The organism is Streptomyces sp. NPDC051172 (assembly GCF_040682555.1).
Classification (GTDB): Bacteria; Actinomycetota; Actinomycetes; order Streptomycetales; family Streptomycetaceae; genus Streptomyces.
This window is the reverse complement of record NZ_JBFBBE010000030.1, coordinates 53,405-69,413: the sequence shown is the minus strand read 5'-3', so window position 1 is coordinate 69,413 and position 16,009 is coordinate 53,405. Positions and strand designations below refer to the sequence as shown.

11 protein-coding genes and 1 riboswitch are annotated in these 16,009 nt (G+C 72.4%); of the genes, 10 read left to right on the top strand and 1 reads right to left on the bottom strand.

What is annotated here, in order from left to right; genetic code table 11:
- Positions 1-134: 134 nt before the first annotated feature.
- Positions 135-277, top strand: a riboswitch (cobalamin riboswitch).
- A gap of 99 nt (positions 278-376) precedes the next feature.
- The 7 genes from AB0N07_RS20120 to cobI are packed head-to-tail and all read left to right on the top strand — an operon-like array spanning position 377 to position 11,409.
- Positions 377-1,390 (top strand): cobalamin biosynthesis protein, encoded by a 1,014-nt coding sequence (locus tag AB0N07_RS20120; RefSeq protein WP_365836776.1) that lies wholly within the window; start codon positions 377-379, stop codon positions 1,388-1,390.
- Positions 1,387-2,934 (top strand): cobyric acid synthase, encoded by a 1,548-nt coding sequence (locus AB0N07_RS20115; protein WP_365836774.1) that lies wholly within the window; start codon positions 1,387-1,389, stop codon positions 2,932-2,934. Before AB0N07_RS20120 ends, AB0N07_RS20115 begins: the two co-directional genes overlap by 4 nt.
- Positions 2,931-6,584, top strand: a complete 3,654-nt coding sequence (gene cobN / locus AB0N07_RS20110) for a cobaltochelatase subunit CobN (RefSeq protein WP_365836772.1) — start codon at positions 2,931-2,933, stop codon at positions 6,582-6,584. The genes AB0N07_RS20115 and cobN overlap by 4 nt, the downstream gene beginning before the upstream one ends.
- Positions 6,581-8,578: a putative cobaltochelatase gene (locus AB0N07_RS20105; protein WP_365836770.1), complete on the top strand. Its 1,998-nt coding sequence runs from the start codon at positions 6,581-6,583 to the stop codon at positions 8,576-8,578. Before cobN ends, AB0N07_RS20105 begins: the two co-directional genes overlap by 4 nt.
- Entirely contained in the window at positions 8,578-9,177 is a 600-nt protein-coding gene (cobO, locus tag AB0N07_RS20100; RefSeq protein WP_365836768.1) for a cob(I)yrinic acid a,c-diamide adenosyltransferase, read from the top strand. Before AB0N07_RS20105 ends, cobO begins: the two co-directional genes overlap by 1 nt.
- Positions 9,140-10,669 (top strand): cobyrinate a,c-diamide synthase, encoded by a 1,530-nt coding sequence (locus tag AB0N07_RS20095; RefSeq protein ID WP_365836766.1) that lies wholly within the window; start codon positions 9,140-9,142, stop codon positions 10,667-10,669. The genes cobO and AB0N07_RS20095 overlap by 38 nt, the downstream gene beginning before the upstream one ends.
- Entirely contained in the window at positions 10,666-11,409 is a 744-nt protein-coding gene (gene cobI, locus AB0N07_RS20090; protein ID WP_365836764.1) for a precorrin-2 C(20)-methyltransferase, read from the top strand. The genes AB0N07_RS20095 and cobI overlap by 4 nt, the downstream gene beginning before the upstream one ends.
- Before the next feature lie 8 nt (positions 11,410-11,417).
- Here the strand turns inward: cobI and AB0N07_RS20085 are convergent, their stop codons facing one another.
- Complete coding sequence (locus tag AB0N07_RS20085; RefSeq protein ID WP_365836762.1) at positions 11,418-12,146, bottom strand: ZIP family metal transporter; 729 nt, start codon at positions 12,144-12,146, stop codon at positions 11,418-11,420.
- A gap of 112 nt (positions 12,147-12,258) precedes the next feature.
- On the opposite strand from AB0N07_RS20085, the gene cobM reads away from it, so the two are divergent.
- The 3 genes from cobM to cobJ are packed head-to-tail and all read left to right on the top strand — an operon-like array spanning position 12,259 to position 16,000.
- Positions 12,259-13,077, top strand: a complete 819-nt coding sequence (cobM, locus tag AB0N07_RS20080) for a precorrin-4 C(11)-methyltransferase (RefSeq protein ID WP_365836760.1) — start codon at positions 12,259-12,261, stop codon at positions 13,075-13,077.
- Positions 13,074-14,312 (top strand): precorrin-6y C5,15-methyltransferase (decarboxylating) subunit CbiE, encoded by a 1,239-nt coding sequence (gene cbiE / locus AB0N07_RS20075; protein ID WP_365836758.1) that lies wholly within the window; start codon positions 13,074-13,076, stop codon positions 14,310-14,312. The genes cobM and cbiE overlap by 4 nt, the downstream gene beginning before the upstream one ends.
- Complete coding sequence (gene cobJ / locus AB0N07_RS20070) at positions 14,309-16,000, top strand: precorrin-3B C(17)-methyltransferase (protein WP_365836756.1); 1,692 nt, start codon at positions 14,309-14,311, stop codon at positions 15,998-16,000. Before cbiE ends, cobJ begins: the two co-directional genes overlap by 4 nt.
- Positions 16,001-16,009 lie beyond the last annotated feature (9 nt).

Below are 16,009 nucleotides of genomic sequence, written 5' to 3'. Positions count from 1 at the left end.
GTCGTCACGATCCGGCCGTTGTGGCCCTGTTTGGCGAAGAAACGGCGGGCCAGGCCCCCCACCAGTTCCAGGCGCTCGGGCGCCGGGTGTGGGCCTCAGCACACTCCCCCGTCGCAGGTCAACGGCAAGTTGACTGCCGTTCGGGGGCGTGGTGGACTGCCGAAGCCATATACGGCGGCGCGAGAGGAAGCCGGTGCGAGTCCGGCGCGGTCCCGCCACTGTCACCGGGGTAGTAAGCCCCGGGAGCCAGGAACTCTCACCGCCGGTCTCGTCGAACCAGGGCGTGGACACCCTGAGTGAGGACATGTCGCCATGCCAGCCTGCCGTTTGAGGTACCGGACCACGTCCCTGCCCGACACCGCGGCCGGCTGAGCCGATGCGTGCCGATCGCGTCTTCGCGTACGGCGCCGCCGCCGGCCTCCTCGGTGACCATCTGCTCGGCGATCCGCGCCGTGGGCATCCGGTCGCCGCGTTCGGGCGGGCCGCGGGCGCCGTGGAGCGGGTGTTGTGGCGCAACCATCGCGGGTGGGGCGCGCTGCACACCGCCGTGTGCGCCGGGAGCGCCATCGCGCTCGGTGTCGTCGCGCAGCGGGCCGTACGTCCGTCCCGTACCGCCTCCCTCGCACTGACCGCGGCCGCCACCTGGGCCGTCGTCGGGGGGACTTCACTCGCGCGCGAGGCCCGTGGCATCGGGCGTGCGCTAGGGGCCGGGGACGTCGAGGCCGCCCGGGCCAGGCTGCCGCATCTGTGCGGGCGGGATCCGCAGGCACTGGACGCCGACGGGATCGCGCGGGCCGTGGTGGAGTCCGTCGCCGAGAACACGTCCGACGCCGTCGTGGGGGCGCTGGTGTGGGGCGCCGTGGGCGGGGTGCCGGGGCTGCTCGGGTTCCGGGCCGTCAACACGCTCGACGCCATGGTGGGGCACAAGTCGGCCAAGTACCGGCGGTACGGGTGGGCTTCGGCGCGGCTGGACGATGTGGCGGGGTGGCCGGGGGCCCGGCTGACCGCCGTGCTTGCAGCCGTCGCGGGGGGTGACCGTCGCGGGGCGGTGCGGGCCTGGCGTTCTGACGCCGGTAAGCATCCGAGCCCCAACGCCGGGCCCGTGGAGGCGTCCTTCGCGGGGGCGCTGGGGGTGCGGCTCGGGGGGACCTTGTCCTACGGGGGGCGGGTCGAGCATCGGCCTGTGCTGAACGAGGAGGGGCGAGCCGTGGAAGTCGGCGACATCGAGCGTGCCGTGCGGTTGTCGCGGCGGGTGGGGTGGCTGGCGTTGGGGGTGAGTGCGGCTGGGGCGGTGCTGCGAGGCCGGGTCGCACGGCGCCCGGCGGTGGGGGCTGTGCCGGCGGAACGACTGCCCACAGCGGTCGGCACAGGGTCGGGGTGGGTGTCATGAGCGGCGGGGGTCTTCTCGTTGCCGGTACGACCTCCGATGCCGGGAAGAGTGTCGTCACCGCCGGGATCTGTCGGTGGCTGGTGCGGCAGGGAGTGAAAGTCGCGCCGTTCAAGGCGCAGAACATGTCCCTCAACTCGTTCGTGACGCGGGAGGGGGCCGAGATCGGGCGGGCTCAGGCCATGCAGGCGCAGGCCTGCCGCATCGAGCCGACCGCGCTGATGAACCCCGTGCTGCTCAAGCCCGGTGGCGAGCAGAGCAGTCAGGTCGTGCTGATGGGCAAGCCCGTCGGCGAGCTGAGTGCGCGCGGGTATCACGGTGGGCGGCAGCAGCAGCTTCTGGGGACGGTGCTCGACTGTCTCGCCGAGTTGCGGGGCACGTATGACGCCGTGATCTGTGAGGGTGCGGGTTCTCCCGCCGAGATCAACCTGCGCCGGACCGACATCGTGAACATGGGGATCGCCCGCAACGCACGGCTTCCCGTGCTCGTGGTCGGTGACATCGACCGCGGCGGGGTCTTCGCCTCCTTCTTCGGCACCGTCGCCCTGCTCTCGCCCGAGGACCAGGAGCTGGTCGCCGGGTTCCTCGTCAACAAGTTCCGGGGGGACGTGAGCCTCCTGGAGCCCGGGCTCGACATGCTGCACGGACTCACCGGACGGCACACCTACGGCGTCCTGCCCTTCCAGCACGGCCTCGGCATCGACGAGGAGGACGGGATGGGGGTCCCCCCGCGCGAGCGAAGCCGAGCGTGGGGGAGGGTCTCTCTTCGCGGGACGGTCCGGGAGTCGAGCGTCGCGCCGCCCGTCGGCGAGGACGTGCTGCGGGTCGCCGTGTGCGCGATCCCGCTGATGTCCAACTTCACCGACGTGGACGCCCTGGCCGCCGAACCGGGCGTCGTGGTGCGGTTCGTGGACCGGCCCGAGGAACTCGCCGACGCCGACCTCGTCGTCGTTCCGGGCACCCGGGGAACCGTGAAGGCCCTGGAGTGGCTGCGCGAGCGGGGACTTGCGGACGCCCTGGTCCGCAGGGCCGCCGAACAGCGGCCCGTCCTCGGCATCTGCGGTGGCTTCCAGGTGCTCGGCGAGCACATCGAGGACGAGGTCGAGAGCCGGCGCGGGCATGTGGAAGCGCTCGGAGTGCTGCCCGTGCGGGTGCGGTTCGCCCGCGAGAAGACCCTCACCCGGCCCGTGGGGGAAGCCCTCGGCGAGCACGTCGAGGGGTACGAGATCCATCACGGGGTCGCCGACATAGGCGGAGGGGAAGCCTTCCTGGACGGCATCCGGGTCGGACAGACCTGGGGGACCCACTGGCACGGTTCGCTGGAGTCGGACGGGTTCCGGCGGGCTTTTCTGCGCGAGGTGGCGGCCGCCGCGGGCCGTCGTTTCGTACCGGCGCCGGACACCTCGTTCGCCGCGCTGCGCGAGGAGCAGCTCGACCGGCTCGGCGACCTGATCGAACAACACGCGGACACGGACGCGCTGTGGCGGCTCATCGAGTCGGGCGCGCCGCAAGGACTGCCTTTCATTCCACCGGGAGCGCCCGCATGAGCACAGTGTTGTTGTTGTCGACCGCCGACACGGATCTGTTGGCCGCTCGGGCCGCGTCCGGTGCCGACTACCGGATCGGCAACCCGACCCGGGTGGATGTCACCGAGGAGCTGCCCGGCCTCCTCGACGGCGCCGACATCGCCGTCGTACGGCTGCTGGGCGGGAAGCGGGCCTGGGAGGACGGGCTCGCCGCGCTCAGGGCGTCCGGGATCCCGACCGTGCTGCTCGGCGGGGAAACCGTCCCCGACGCCGAGCTGATGGCCGAGTCGTCCGCACCCGCCGGTGTGGTGGCGGAGGCGCTCAGGTACCTCGTCGAGGGCGGACCCGCCAACCTCACCGAGCTCGCCCGGTTCCTGTCCGACACCGTGCTGCTGACCGGCGAGGGGTTCGTCGAGCCGCAGAAGATGCCGGAGTACGGCATCCACGGCGAGCGCCCGTTCGTCGAGGGCCGCCCGACCGTCGGTGTGCTCTTCTACCGGGCCCATGAGCTGAGCGGCAACACCGGTTTCGTGGACGCCCTGTGCGACGCGATCGAGACGAAGGGCGCCAACGCCCTTCCCGTCTACTGCGGTTCGCTGCGCGGTGCGGACGCCGGGCTGTACGAGATCCTGGGCCGGACCGACGCCCTGGTCGCCACCGTCCTCGCCGCCGGCGGCACGCATGCCTCGCAGGCATCGGCCGGCGGTGACGAGGAGGCCTGGGACATCGGGGCGCTCGCCGACCTCGACATCCCCGTCCTGCAAGGCCTTTGCCTGACGTCCTCGCGGGAGACCTGGGACGAGTCGGATGCCGCCCTGTCCCCCATGGACGCAGCCATGCAGGTCGCGATCCCCGAGTTCGACGGACGGCTCATCACCGTCCCGTTCTCCTTCAAGGAGCAAGGTCCCGACGACGTGCCCGTGTACGTCGCCGACCCGGAGCGGGCCGCGCGGGTCGCCGGGATCGCCGCACGGCACGCGCAGTTGAAGCACAAGGCGAATGCCGACAAGAAGCTGGCGCTCGTCTTCACCGCGTACCCGACGAAGCACTCGCGGGTCGGCAACGCGGTCGGCCTGGACACGCCGGCGTCGGCGGTGCAGGTGCTGGACGCGCTGAAGGCCGCCGGGTATTCGCTCACCGAATACCCCTCCGGCGGCGACGAGCTGATCCACCGGCTCATCGCGGCCGGCGGTCACGACGTGGAGTGGCTGACCGAGGAGCAGCTGGCCGCCGCGCCCGCGCGTGTGCCGCTCGCCGACTACCGGGCGTGGTTCGACAAGCTCGACCCGGAGCTCAGGGACGGGATGCTGGAGGCGTGGGGCGAGCCGCCGGGCAATCTGTACGTCGACGGGGAGGACATCGTCCTCGCCTCCCTCCAGTTCGGGAACGTCGTCGTGATGATCCAGCCGCCGCGCGGCTTCGGCGAGAACCCGATCGCGATCTACCACGACCCCGACATGCCGCCCTCGCACCACTACATGGCGGCCTACCGGTGGCTCGACCACACTTTCGGCGCCGACGCGATCGTCCACATGGGCAAGCACGGCACGATGGAGTGGCTGCCCGGCAAGGGACTCGGGCTCAGCGGCGGATGCGCACCGGACGCGGTCCTCGGTGAGCTGCCACTGATCTACCCGTTCATCGTCAACGACCCCGGTGAGGGCACCCAGGCCAAGCGGCGCGGGCATGCCACGGTCGTCGACCACCTCGTACCGCCGATGGCCCGGGCCGACACCTACGGCGATCTGGCCAAGCTGGAGCAGCTGCTCGACGAGTACGCGCTGGTCTCCGACCTGGACCCGACCAAGGCGCCCGCGGTACGGGCCCAGATCTGGACGCTGGTGAAGGCGGCGGAGCTGCACCACGACCTGCATGTGGACGAGCAGCCGGACGAGGACGCCTTCGACGAGTTCGTCATGCACATCGACGGCTATCTGTGCGAGATCAAGGACGTGCAGATCCGCGACGGCCTGCACATCCTGGGCGGCGGGCCGGTCGGCGAGCCGCGGGTGAACCTCGTGCTCGCCGTGTTGCGCGCCTCGCAGGTGTGGGGCGGGCAGGCGAACGCGCTGCCGGGGCTCAGGGCTTCGCTGGCCGCTCATTTCGGGCTGGTCGAGAAGGAGTTGCTCGCCGAGCCCGGTGCTCCGGTGAAGGTGCCGGTCGAGCTGAGCGATCTCGTCGAGGGCCCCTCCCGTACCGCCGCCGACGCCGTCGACCTGCTGGAACAGCTGTGCCGGCGGATCGCCGAGGGCATGGAGGCACGGGACTGGGACGTCACACTCGCCCCGGCTCTGGTACGCGGGGTGCTCGGCACCGAACTCCCGGACGCCGTCGCGGTACTGGAGTTCGCCTGCACCGAGGTGGTGCCGCGGCTGGCCCGTACGACGGACGAGATCGGCCACATCCTCAAGGCACTCGACGGCGGCTACGTGCCCGCCGGTCCGTCCGGTTCGCCGACCCGCGGGCTGGTCAACGTCCTGCCGACCGGCCGGAACTTCTACTCGGTCGACCCGAAGGCCATTCCCTCCAGGCTGAGTTGGGAGGTCGGCCAGTCGCTCGCCGACTCCCTCGTCCAGCGGTATCTGCAGGACACCGGCGAGTACCCGAAGTCCGTCGGACTGACGGTCTGGGGCACGTCCGCGATGCGCACCCAGGGCGACGACATCGCCGAGATCCTCGCCCTGCTGGGCTGCCGTCCCGTCTGGGACGACGCCTCGCGCCGGGTGACCGGGTTCGAGGTGATCCCTCTCGACGAGCTCGGGCGGCCGCGCATCGACGTCACCGTCCGCATCTCCGGGTTCTTCCGGGACGCGTTCCCGCACGTCGTCGGGCTGATCGACGACGCCGTGCGCAAGGTCGCCGAGTTGGACGAGCCCGCCGAGCAGAACTTCGTGCGCGCCCACGCCGACGAGGACACGGCACAGCACGGCGACCGGCGGCGTGCGACCGCCCGTATCTTCGGCTCCAAGCCGGGGGCCTACGGCGCCGGTCTGCTGCCGCTGATCGACGCCCGCAACTGGCGGTCGGACGCGGATCTGGCCGAGGTGTACGCGGTGTGGGGCGGCTATGCGTACGGGCGCGGGCTCGACGGCCGGGCGGCCCGCGGGGACATGGAGACCGCGTTCAAGCGGATCAACGTCGCCGCGAAGAACGTCGACACCCGCGAGCACGACCTCGTGGACGCCGACGACTACTTCCAGTACCACGGCGGCATGGTCGCCATGGTGCGGCACCTGACGGGCGAGAGCCCCGAGGCGTACGTCGGCGACTCCGCCACCCCGGACCAGGTGAAGACACGGACGCTCGGCGAGGAGACCCACCGCGTCTTCCGTGCGCGTGTCGTCAACCCGCGCTGGATGGCGGCCATGCGGCGGCACGGCTACAAGGGTGCTTTCGAGATGGCGGCGACCGTCGACTACCTCTTCGGCTACGACGCCACGGCCGGCGTCGTGGACGACTGGATGTACGAGAAGCTCAGCGCCGAGTACGTCTTCGCCCCGGAGAACCGGGAGTTCATGAAGCAGTCCAACCCGTGGGCGCTGCGCGGGATCACCGAACGGCTCCTGGAGGCCGCCGACCGCGGCCTGTGGGCCGAGCCGGACGCGGAGACCCTGGAGCGGCTGCGCGCCACGTATTTGGAGCTGGAAGGCGACTTGGAGGGCGACCAGTGACCACCCCCTTCCCCTTTACGGCCGTCGTCGGCCAGGACGACCTGCGGCTCGCGCTGCTGCTGAACGCCGTGTCACCGGCCGTCGGCGGTGTGCTGGTGCGCGGCGAGAAGGGCACCGCCAAGTCGACGGCCGTGCGGGCGCTGTCGGCGCTGCTGCCGGAGGTGGCCGTCGTCCCCGGGTGCCGTTTCTCCTGCGACCCCGCGGCACCGGACCCGTCCTGCCCGGACGGACCGCACGAGCCGGGGTCCGGCACCCGACGACCCTCCCGCATGGTGGAGTTGCCGGTCGGCGCCTCGGAGGACCGCCTCGTCGGCGCCCTCGACATCGAGCGGGCGCTCGCCGAGGGCGTCAAGGCCTTCGAGCCCGGCCTGCTCGCGGACGCGCACCGCGGGATCCTCTACGTCGACGAGGTCAACCTCCTTCATGACCATCTCGTCGACCTGCTGCTGGACGCGGCAGCGATGGGTGCGTCGTACGTCGAACGCGAGGGCGTCTCGGTGCGGCATGCCGCGCGTTTCCTGCTCGTCGGCACGATGAACCCCGAAGAGGGCGAACTGCGGCCGCAGTTGCTCGACCGGTTCGGGCTGACCGTCGAGGTCGCCGCCTCCCGGGAGCCGGACCAGCGGGTGGAGGTCGTACGGCGCAGGCTCGCCTACGACGACGATCCGGGCGGTTTCTCGGCCCGCTGGGCCGACGAGGAGGCTTCTGTACGTCAACGGATTGTCGCCGCACGGGAGTTGCTGCCATCGGTGCGGCTGGGTGACGGCGCGCTCCGGCAGATCGCGGCGACCTGTGCCGCCTTCGAGGTGGACGGCATGCGGGCCGACATCGTGATGGCGCGCACGGCCACCGCGCTGGCGGCCTGGGCGGGGCGGACCGAGGTGCTCGCCGAGGACGTACGGCGGGCGGCACTGCTGGCGCTGCCGCACCGCAGGCGCCGCAACCCCTTCGACGCGCCGGGTCTCGACGAGGACAAGCTCGACGAGACGCTGGAGGAGTTCTCCGAGGGCGACGATCCCGACCCGGACCCCGACGGCGGCGGACCGGGCGGTGGCGGGCAGCCGCCCTCCGGTGACTCCGACGGCCCGCAGGGCGGTGACACCGATGCGCGGCCCGAGGCCGGGGAGGGCGGACAGCCGCAGGCCTCGGGGGCTGCCGAGCAGTCGGCCGTACGGGCCTCGGAGCCCTTCCGTACCAAGGTGCTGAGCGTGCCCGGGATCGGCGAGGGGGCGGCCGGGCGGCGTTCACGGGCGCGGACGGAGCATGGGCGGACGACGGGGGCCCGGCGGCCTCAAGGGGCGCTCACCAAGCTGCATCTGGCGGCGACCGTGCAGGCCGCCGCGCCGCATCAGCGGGCGCGGGGGCGGTCCGGGCGGGGGCTGGTCGTACGGCGGGACGATCTGCGGCAGGCGACCCGGGAGGGGCGCGAGGGGAACCTCGTGCTGTTCGTGGTCGATGCGTCGGGGTCGATGGCGGCCCGGCAGCGGATGAGTGCCGTGAAGGGCGCCGTGCTGTCGCTGCTGCTGGACGCGTATCAGCGGCGGGACAAGGTGGGGCTGGTGACGTTCCGGGGGTCGGCCGCGGATGTCGCGCTGCCGCCGACCTCGTCCGTGGACGCCGCGGCCGTACGGCTGGAGTCGCTGCCGACGGGTGGGCGGACGCCGCTCGCGGCGGGGCTGCTGAAGGCGCACGACGTGCTGCGGGTCGAGCGGCTGCGGGATCCCGCGCGGCGGGCGCTGCTCGTGGTGGTGACGGACGGGCGGGCCACTGGTGGTCCGGAGCCCGTGGCGCTGGCCGGGCGGGCCGCTCGGCTGTTCGCGGCCGACGGGGTCGCCTCCGTGGTCGTCGACTGTGAGTCGGGGCCGGTGCGGCTGGGGCTCGCCAGGCAGCTCGCGGGGGAGCTCGGCGGGACGGCGGTGACGCTCGACGAGTTGCGGGCGGACTCGATCGCCGGGCTGGTCAGGGAAGTTCAGGGCAACAGGAGGGCCGCGTAATGCCGCAGGGGCAGCCGAGTGTGGTGCCGGACGACGGGCTGACGACTCGGCAGCGTCGTAACCGGCCGCTGGTCGTCGTGCACACGGGCATCGGGAAGGGCAAGTCCACGGCCGCCTTCGGGCTGGCACTGCGGGCCTGGAACCAGGGGTGGCCGATCGGGGTGTTCCAGTTCGTCAAGTCGGCGAAGTGGAAGGTCGGCGAGGAGAACGCGCTCAGGGTGCTCGGTGCCTCCGGCGAGGGCGGGACCGTCGACTGGCACAAGATGGGCGAGGGCTGGTCCTGGGTGCAGCGGGACTCCCAGATGGACAACGAGGAGAAGGCCCGGGAGGGCTGGGAGCAGGTCAAGCGGGACCTCGCCGCTCAGACGTACCGGCTGTATGTGCTGGACGAGTTCGCGTACCCGATGCACTGGGGGTGGGTGGACACCGATGAGGTCGTCGACGTGCTGCAGAACCGGCCCGGCACCCAGCATGTGGTGATCACCGGGCGGAACGCGCCCGAGAAGCTCGTCGGGTTCGCCGATCTCGTGACCGACATGTCCAAGGTCAAGCATCCGATGGATGCGGGCCAGAAGGGCCAGAGGGGCATCGAGTGGTGATGTCCTCGTGAGTTCCTCCCTGTCCTGCGTCCCTCGGCTGGTCATTGCCGCGCCCTCCTCGGGCAGCGGCAAGACCACCGTTGCCACGGGGTTGATGGCCGCGTTCGCCGCGCGGGGGCTTGCCGTGTCCCCGCACAAGGTCGGGCCGGACTACATCGATCCCGGGTACCACGCGCTCGCCACCGGGCGGGTGGGGCGGAACCTCGACGCGTATCTGTGCGGGCCGGAGTTGGTGGGGCCGTTGTTCCTGCACGGGGCTCGTGGGTGTGACATAGCCGTCGTCGAGGGTGTGATGGGGATGTTCGACGGGGCCGCGGGGGAGGGTGAACTGGCGTCCACCGCTCAGGTGGCGAAGCTGCTCGGGGCGCCGGTGGTGCTGGTGGTCGACGCGTCGTCGCAGTCTCGTTCCGTGGCGGCGTTGGTGCATGGGTTTGCGGCCTGGGATCCGGAGGTGCGGGTCGGTGGCGTGATCCTCAACAAGGTTGCTTCGGATCGGCATGAGGAGTTGTTGCGGGAGGCGTTGGAGTCTGCGGGAGTGCCGGTGTTGGGGGTGCTGCGGCGGGTTGCGCAGGTGGATACGCCTTCTCGGCACCTGGGGTTGGTGCCTGTTGCCGAGCGGCGGGCCGCGGCGGTGGAGACGGTTGCCGCCATGGCGGCACAGGTTTCCGCAGGGTGCGATCTAGACGCGTTGGTCGGGCTGGCGCGGAGTGCTGGTGCGTTGTCGTGTGCGGCCTGGGATGCGGCTGAGGCCTTGGATTCCTCGCCCCCGCCGCCCCTTCCCGTCCCGACCCTGGGGGCTGCGCCCCCAGGCCCCCGCTTTCGGCCTGAAGGGCCTCGTCCTCAAACTCCCCCACTCTCGGCTTCGCTCGAGCGGGGGGACCCCCATGACGGGCTGGTGGTTGCCGTTGCCGGTGGGGCCGCCTTCACCTTCTCCTATGCCGAGCACAGTGAACTGCTCGCTGCCGCAGGTGCCGAAGTTGTTCGCTTCGATCCGCTCCGCGACGAGCAACTGCCCGACGGGGCACGGGGGTTGGTCATCGGCGGCGGGTTTCCCGAAGTGTACGCGAGCGAGCTGTCCGCCAACGAACCGCTGCGCAAAGCCGTCGCCGCGCTCGCTCAGGGCGGGGCTCCCGTTGCTGCCGAGTGTGCCGGGCTGCTGTACCTGTGCGAGGAGCTCGACGGGCAGCCCATGTGCGGGGTGCTCGATGCGAGGGCGCGGATGAGCGGGCGGCTCACTCTCGGGTATCGGGACGCCGTGGCCGTCGGTGACAGTGTGCTGGCGCCCGCCGGGACCCGGATGCGGGGCCACGAGTTTCATCGGACGGTCGTCGAACCCGGGGCGGGAGCGGCTCCCGCCTGGGGTGTGCGCGCCCCTGCGCCGCGGGTCGAAGGCTTCGTACAACAAGGTGTGCACGCCAGTTATCTGCACACGCACTGGGCGTCCGAGCCCGGTGTCGCCCGTCGGTTCGTGGAGAGGTGCCGGACGTCATGAGCAGCAGCGACAGCCGCAGGTTGATCGGGGTCGGGGTCGGGCCGGGTGATCCCGAGCTGGTGACCGTCAAGGGGGTCAACGCTCTGCGGGCCGCCGATGTTGTCGTCGTGCCCGTCATGGACACCTTGGAGCGGGGGCGGGCCGAGGCCACCGTGCTGCACTACGTGCCCGCGGAGAAGGTCGTACGCGTGGTGTTCGCGCTGAACGAGCGCAGTGATCGCGGAAGGCGGGAGGCTGCCTGGGACGCGGCCGGGGAGCGGGTCGCGCAGTTGCTGCGGGAGCGGGGTGTCGTCGCGTTCGCCACCATCGGTGATCCCAATGTCTATTCGACCTTCACCTATCTCGCGCAGACCATTGCCGAGCTCGTGCCGGGGACCGTGGTCGAGACCGTCCCGGGGATCACCGCCATGCAGGATCTCGCGGCGCGCTCGGGTGCCGTCCTGACCGAGGGCACCGAGCCGCTCACGCTGGTGCCCGTCACCGCCGGGGCCGCCGTGCTGAAGGACGCCCTCAACGGGCCCGGCACGGTCGTCGCGTACAAGTTCGGGCGGCAGGCCGGCGAGGTCGCCGAGGCGTTGCGCGAGACCGGGCGGATCGACGATGCCGTGTGGGGCTCCGCGCTCGGGCTGGAGTCGGAGTCCATCCGGCCGGCGTCCGAGCTGGACGGCGAGCCCCTCCCCTACCTCTCCACGCTCATCGCGCCCGCGCCGCGCGACGGCGGGCGCGGCGGCAAGCTGTGACCGGCGGCTCACGCGGCCAGGCCCACCACCAGCCAGATGAACGCCGCCCCCGCCACCGTGCACAGCAGCGTCGAGCGGGCGGGGTGCTCATGGTGCGCCTCGGGGAGGATCTCGGCGGCGGCGAGGTAGAGGAGTACACCGCCGAAGAGGCCGAGGTAGCCGCCGAGCAGGCCCTCCGGGATGGTGACGAACGCCGCCGAGGCCGCGCCGGCCACCGGGGCCACCGCGTCCGCGAACAGCATGGTCAGGGCCTTGCGGCGGGCGTTTCCGTACAGGCTGGTGATCGTGTACGTGTTGAAGCCGTCCGCGAAGTCGTGGGCGACGACGGCCAGCGTGACCGCCGCGCCCATGCCGCCGCCGACCTGGAAGGCCGCGCCGATCGCCACGCCGTCCATGTAGCTGTGACCGACCATCGCCGCGGCCGCCGTGAGGCCCACCTCGGGTGCGCGCCCGTTGCTCTCCTCCCCGCCGTGCGAGGCCTGGCGGGCGGCCAGCAGGCGTTCCACCAGATGGGCGAGCAGAAAGCCGGCCACGAACAGGAGCAGGGCCGCGGGTACGCCGAAGACCTCTTCGCCCGCCGCCTTGAGCGCCTCCGGCAGCAGGTCCAGGCCGACGACACCCAGCATCAGTCCGCCGGCCAGGCCCAGAACCAGGTGGCGGCGGTCGGTCACACGCTGTGCCGTCCAGCCGCCGGCCAGCGTCATCAGGAACGCGCCGAGCGCGACGAAGACCGCCATACGCCCTTGCTATCCGATCAACCCCCGTTCACGCACGTCCGACGGCAGTAACCACACCGCACTCGTAACACCAAGAGCCCGACCCAGAGCTTTACCAGAGAGGACCGTTCCCATGGCCGATGCCCCCACCGGCAAGGTGACCTTCGTCGGTGCCGGCCCCGGCGCCGCCGACCTGCTGACGTTCCGTGCCGCGCGCGCGATCGCCGAGGCCGACGTCGTGATCTGGGCGGCGAGCCTGGTGCAGGCGGAGGTCCTCGAGCATGCGTGCGAGGACGCGGAGATCCTCGACTCGGCGACGATGTCGCTGGAGGACGTCGTCGCCGTCTACGAGCGCGCGCATCGCACCGGCCTGAAGGTCGCCCGTATCCACTCCGGGGATCCCGCCCTCTGGGGTGGTACGCAGGAGCAGCTCGACCGGTGCGCGCGGATCGGCATCGAGACGGAGGTCGTGCCCGGTGTGTCCGCGTTCTCGGCCGTCGCCGCGCTCGCGCAGCGCGAGTTGACCATCCCGGAGGTCGCGCAGTCCGTCGTGCTGACCCGGCTCGGCGGCGGCAAGACGCCGATGCCGCCCGGGGAGGAGGTGCGGGAGTTCGCCCGGCACGGCACCACCATGGCGATCTTCCTGTCCGCCGCCCGCAGCGGGCAGCTGGTGCGGGAGCTGCTGGAGGGCGGCTACCCGACGTCCACGCCGGTCGTCGTCGCCTACCAGGCGACCTGGCCGGAGGAGCTCGTCGTGCGGTGCACGATCGGGACGCTGGAGGAGACGGTCAAGGAGCACAAGCTCTGGAAGCACACCCTCTTCCTGGTCGGCCCCGCGCTGGACGCCGAAGGCACCCGCTCGCACCTGTACCACCCCGGTCACTTCCACGGCTACCGCAAGGCCGACCCGGAGGCCCGCAGGGCCCTGCGCTCGCGGGGTGCCAGTACGTGATCACGGTCGTCGGTACGGGGACGGGCGCGCCGGTCCCTCTCGAAGCGGTGGCGGGGGCCGAGCTCGTCGTGGGCGGGCGTCGGCACCTGGACGCCGTACGGCTGCCCGAGACCGCCGAGCGGATCGTGCTCGGGCCGCTGGCGCCCGCTCTGGACGCCATGGAGGAGTACGTCGGCAAGGACCGGCGGGTGGTCGTCCTGGCCTCCGGCGACCCCGGGTTCTTCGGGATCGTGCGGGCGCTGGCCGAGCGGTTCGGCGCGGAGCGTCTGGACGTACGGCCGGGTGTCTCGTCCGTCGCCACCGCCTTCGCCCGGCTGGGACTGACCTGGGACGACGCGGTCGTCGTCAGTGCGCACGGGCGGGATCCGCGCACGGCCGTCAACGTGTGCCGGGCGCACCCGAAAGTGGCCGTGCTGACCGGTCCGGGCTCCGGTCCGGCGGAACTGGGCGCCGCGCTCGCCCGTACCGGCCCCGGCCGGGTCCTCGTCGTCGCCTCCGCGCTGGGCTCCGGCGAGGAGAGCCTGGAGCGGCTCTCCCCGGCCGAGGCCGCGGGCCGCGACTGGGGTACGGCGGTGAGTGTCGTCCTGTGCCTGGACGAGACGCGGGCGCCGGGTCCCGTACGGACACTCGCCGGGGCGGCCGGACGGCCCTCCGGATGGGCCCTGGACGAGGGCGAGTTCGCGCACCGCGACTCGATGATCACCAAGTTCGAGGTACGGGCGCTGGCACTGGCCCGGCTCGGGCCGCGCCCCGGCGATCTGGTCTGGGACGTGGGCTCCGGCTCGGGATCCGTCGCCGTGGAGTGTGCGCGGCTGGGTGCCGCCGTCAGCGCCGTCGAGAAGGCACCGGACGGGGTGGAGCGGATCCGCGCCAACGCCGGGGCGCACGGCGTCGACGTGCACGTGGTGCACGGGACGGCGCCGGACGCGCTGGATCGACTCGACGCTCCCGACGCCGTGTTCGTCGGGGGCGGGGGGCGTGAGCTGCCCGACATCGTGCGTGCGTGCGCGCGGCGGGCCCGGCGGACGGTCGTGGTCGCCATGGCCGCACTGGACCGGGTGCCCGCGGTGCGCACGGCACTCACCGATGCCGGGTTCGACTGCGACGGGGTGCTGCTGCAGTCCTCGCGGCTCGCACCGCTGCCGGGGGACGTGACCCGGCTGGCGGCGACCAATCCGGTTTTCCTGCTCTGGGGGGCCAGAACCCCCGATTCTCATGAAGGAGTTGCCCTGTGATCGGCCTCATTTCCGCCACCGCGGCGGGGGCGGCGGCGCGCGACCGGCTGGCCGCGGCGTGGCCGGACCGCACGCGGGTGTACGAGGGTCCCGTCGGGGACGCCGTACGGGCCGCGTTCGCGGAGTGCGAGCAGCTCGTGTGTTTCCTGGCGACGGGGGCGGTGGTTCGGCTCGTGGCGCCCCTGCTGGGGGACAAGAAGAGCGACCCCGGTGTGGTGTGCGTCGACGAGGGCGGGCGGTTCGCCGTGTCGCTGGTGGGCGGACACGGAGGCGGCGCCAATGAACTCGCCGAGCGGGTGGGCGAGTTGCTGGGTGCCGAGCCCGTGGTGACCACGGCGACGGACGCGGTCGGCATCCCCGGCCTGGACACGCTCGGCCTCCCGGTGGAGGGCGACGTGGCCGGTGTGACGCGGGCGCTGCTGGACGGCGAACCGGTCGCGCTGGACGCGGAGGTGGCGTGGCCGCTGCCGCCGGTGCCGTTCGTCCCGCAGGGCAGGCACACCGTCCGGCTGACGGACCGAGCGGTCGAACCCGCCGACGGGGAGGTGCTGCTCCGTCCGCCGTCCCTCGTCGTCGGTGTCGGCGCGTCCAAGGGCGCCCCCGTCGAGGAGGTGCTCGGGCTGGTCGAGAGCGCGTTGCGGGACACGGGGCTGTCTCCTCGCAGCCTCGCCGAACTCGCGACCGTGGACGCCAAGCGGGACGAGCCCGGCATCGTCGAGGCGGCCGCGCGGCTCGGGGTGCCCCTGGTGACGTACTCCGCCGAGGAGCTGGCGAAGGTCGAGGTCCCCAACCCCTCCGACGCCCCGCTCACCGCCGTGGGCACGCCGTCGGTCGCCGAGGCCTCCGCGCTCGCCCGCGGCGGGGAACTCCTCGTCCCCAAGCGGAAGTCGGCTCGTGCGGACGGGCACGCCTCGATGGCGACCTGTGCCGTCGTGCGGCGCCCTGCGCGCGGCCGGCTGGCAGTCGTCGGACTCGGTCCCGGCGCACGCGATCTGCTCACCCCGCGGGCCACGGCCGAACTGCGGCGCGCCTCGGTGCTCGTCGGGCTCGACCAGTACGTCGACCAGATCCGCGATCTGCTGCGGCCCGGCACCCGGATCCTGGAGTCCGGGCTCGGTGCCGAGGAGGAGCGGGCGCGGACCGCGGTGGCCGAGGCCCGGAAGGGTCAGTCGGTCGCGCTGATCGGCAGCGGCGACGCAGGCGTGTACGCCATGGCCTCGCCCGCGCTCGCCGAGGCCTCCGACGACATCGACGTGATCGGCGTACCCGGCGTCACCGCCGCGCTCGCGGCCGGGGCGATCCTGGGCGCGCCGCTCGGCCACGACCACGTGTCCATCAGCCTCTCCGACCTGCACACACCGTGGGAGGTCATCGAGCGGCGGGTGCGGGCGGCGGCCGCGGCGGACCTGGTGGTGACCTTCTACAACCCCCGTTCCCGGGGCCGGGACTGGCAGCTGCCGAAGGCGCTCGCGATCCTCGCGGAGCACCGGGAGCCGACGACGCCCGTCGGTGTCGTACGCAACGCGTCGCGGCCGGACGAATCGAGCCGACTGACGGACCTGGGCTCGCTCGACCCGGCGACGGTCGACATGATGACGGTCGTGACCGTGGGCAACACGGCGACCCGTGAGATCGCGGGGCGCATGGTGACGCCGCGCGGCTACCGCTGGCAGGAGGCTGCATCATGAGCGACTCCG

Excerpts from the sequence above, each read along its gene's own strand:
- AB0N07_RS20120 (WP_365836776.1), top strand. The coding sequence starts at position 377 with ATGCGTGCCGATCGCGTCTTCGCGTACGGCGCCGCCGCCGGCCTCCTC.
- AB0N07_RS20115 (WP_365836774.1), top strand. The coding sequence starts at position 1,387 with ATGAGCGGCGGGGGTCTTCTCGTTGCCGGTACGACCTCCGATGCCGGG.
- cobN (WP_365836772.1), top strand. The coding sequence starts at position 2,931 with ATGAGCACAGTGTTGTTGTTGTCGACCGCCGACACGGATCTGTTGGCC.
- cobO (WP_365836768.1), top strand. The coding sequence starts at position 8,578 with ATGCCGCAGGGGCAGCCGAGTGTGGTGCCGGACGACGGGCTGACGACT.
- AB0N07_RS20095 (WP_365836766.1), top strand. The coding sequence starts at position 9,140 with ATGCGGGCCAGAAGGGCCAGAGGGGCATCGAGTGGTGATGTCCTCGTG.
- cobI (WP_365836764.1), top strand. The coding sequence starts at position 10,666 with ATGAGCAGCAGCGACAGCCGCAGGTTGATCGGGGTCGGGGTCGGGCCG.
- AB0N07_RS20085 (WP_365836762.1), bottom strand. The coding sequence starts at position 12,146 with ATGGCGGTCTTCGTCGCGCTCGGCGCGTTCCTGATGACGCTGGCCGGC.
- cobM (WP_365836760.1), top strand. The coding sequence starts at position 12,259 with ATGGCCGATGCCCCCACCGGCAAGGTGACCTTCGTCGGTGCCGGCCCC.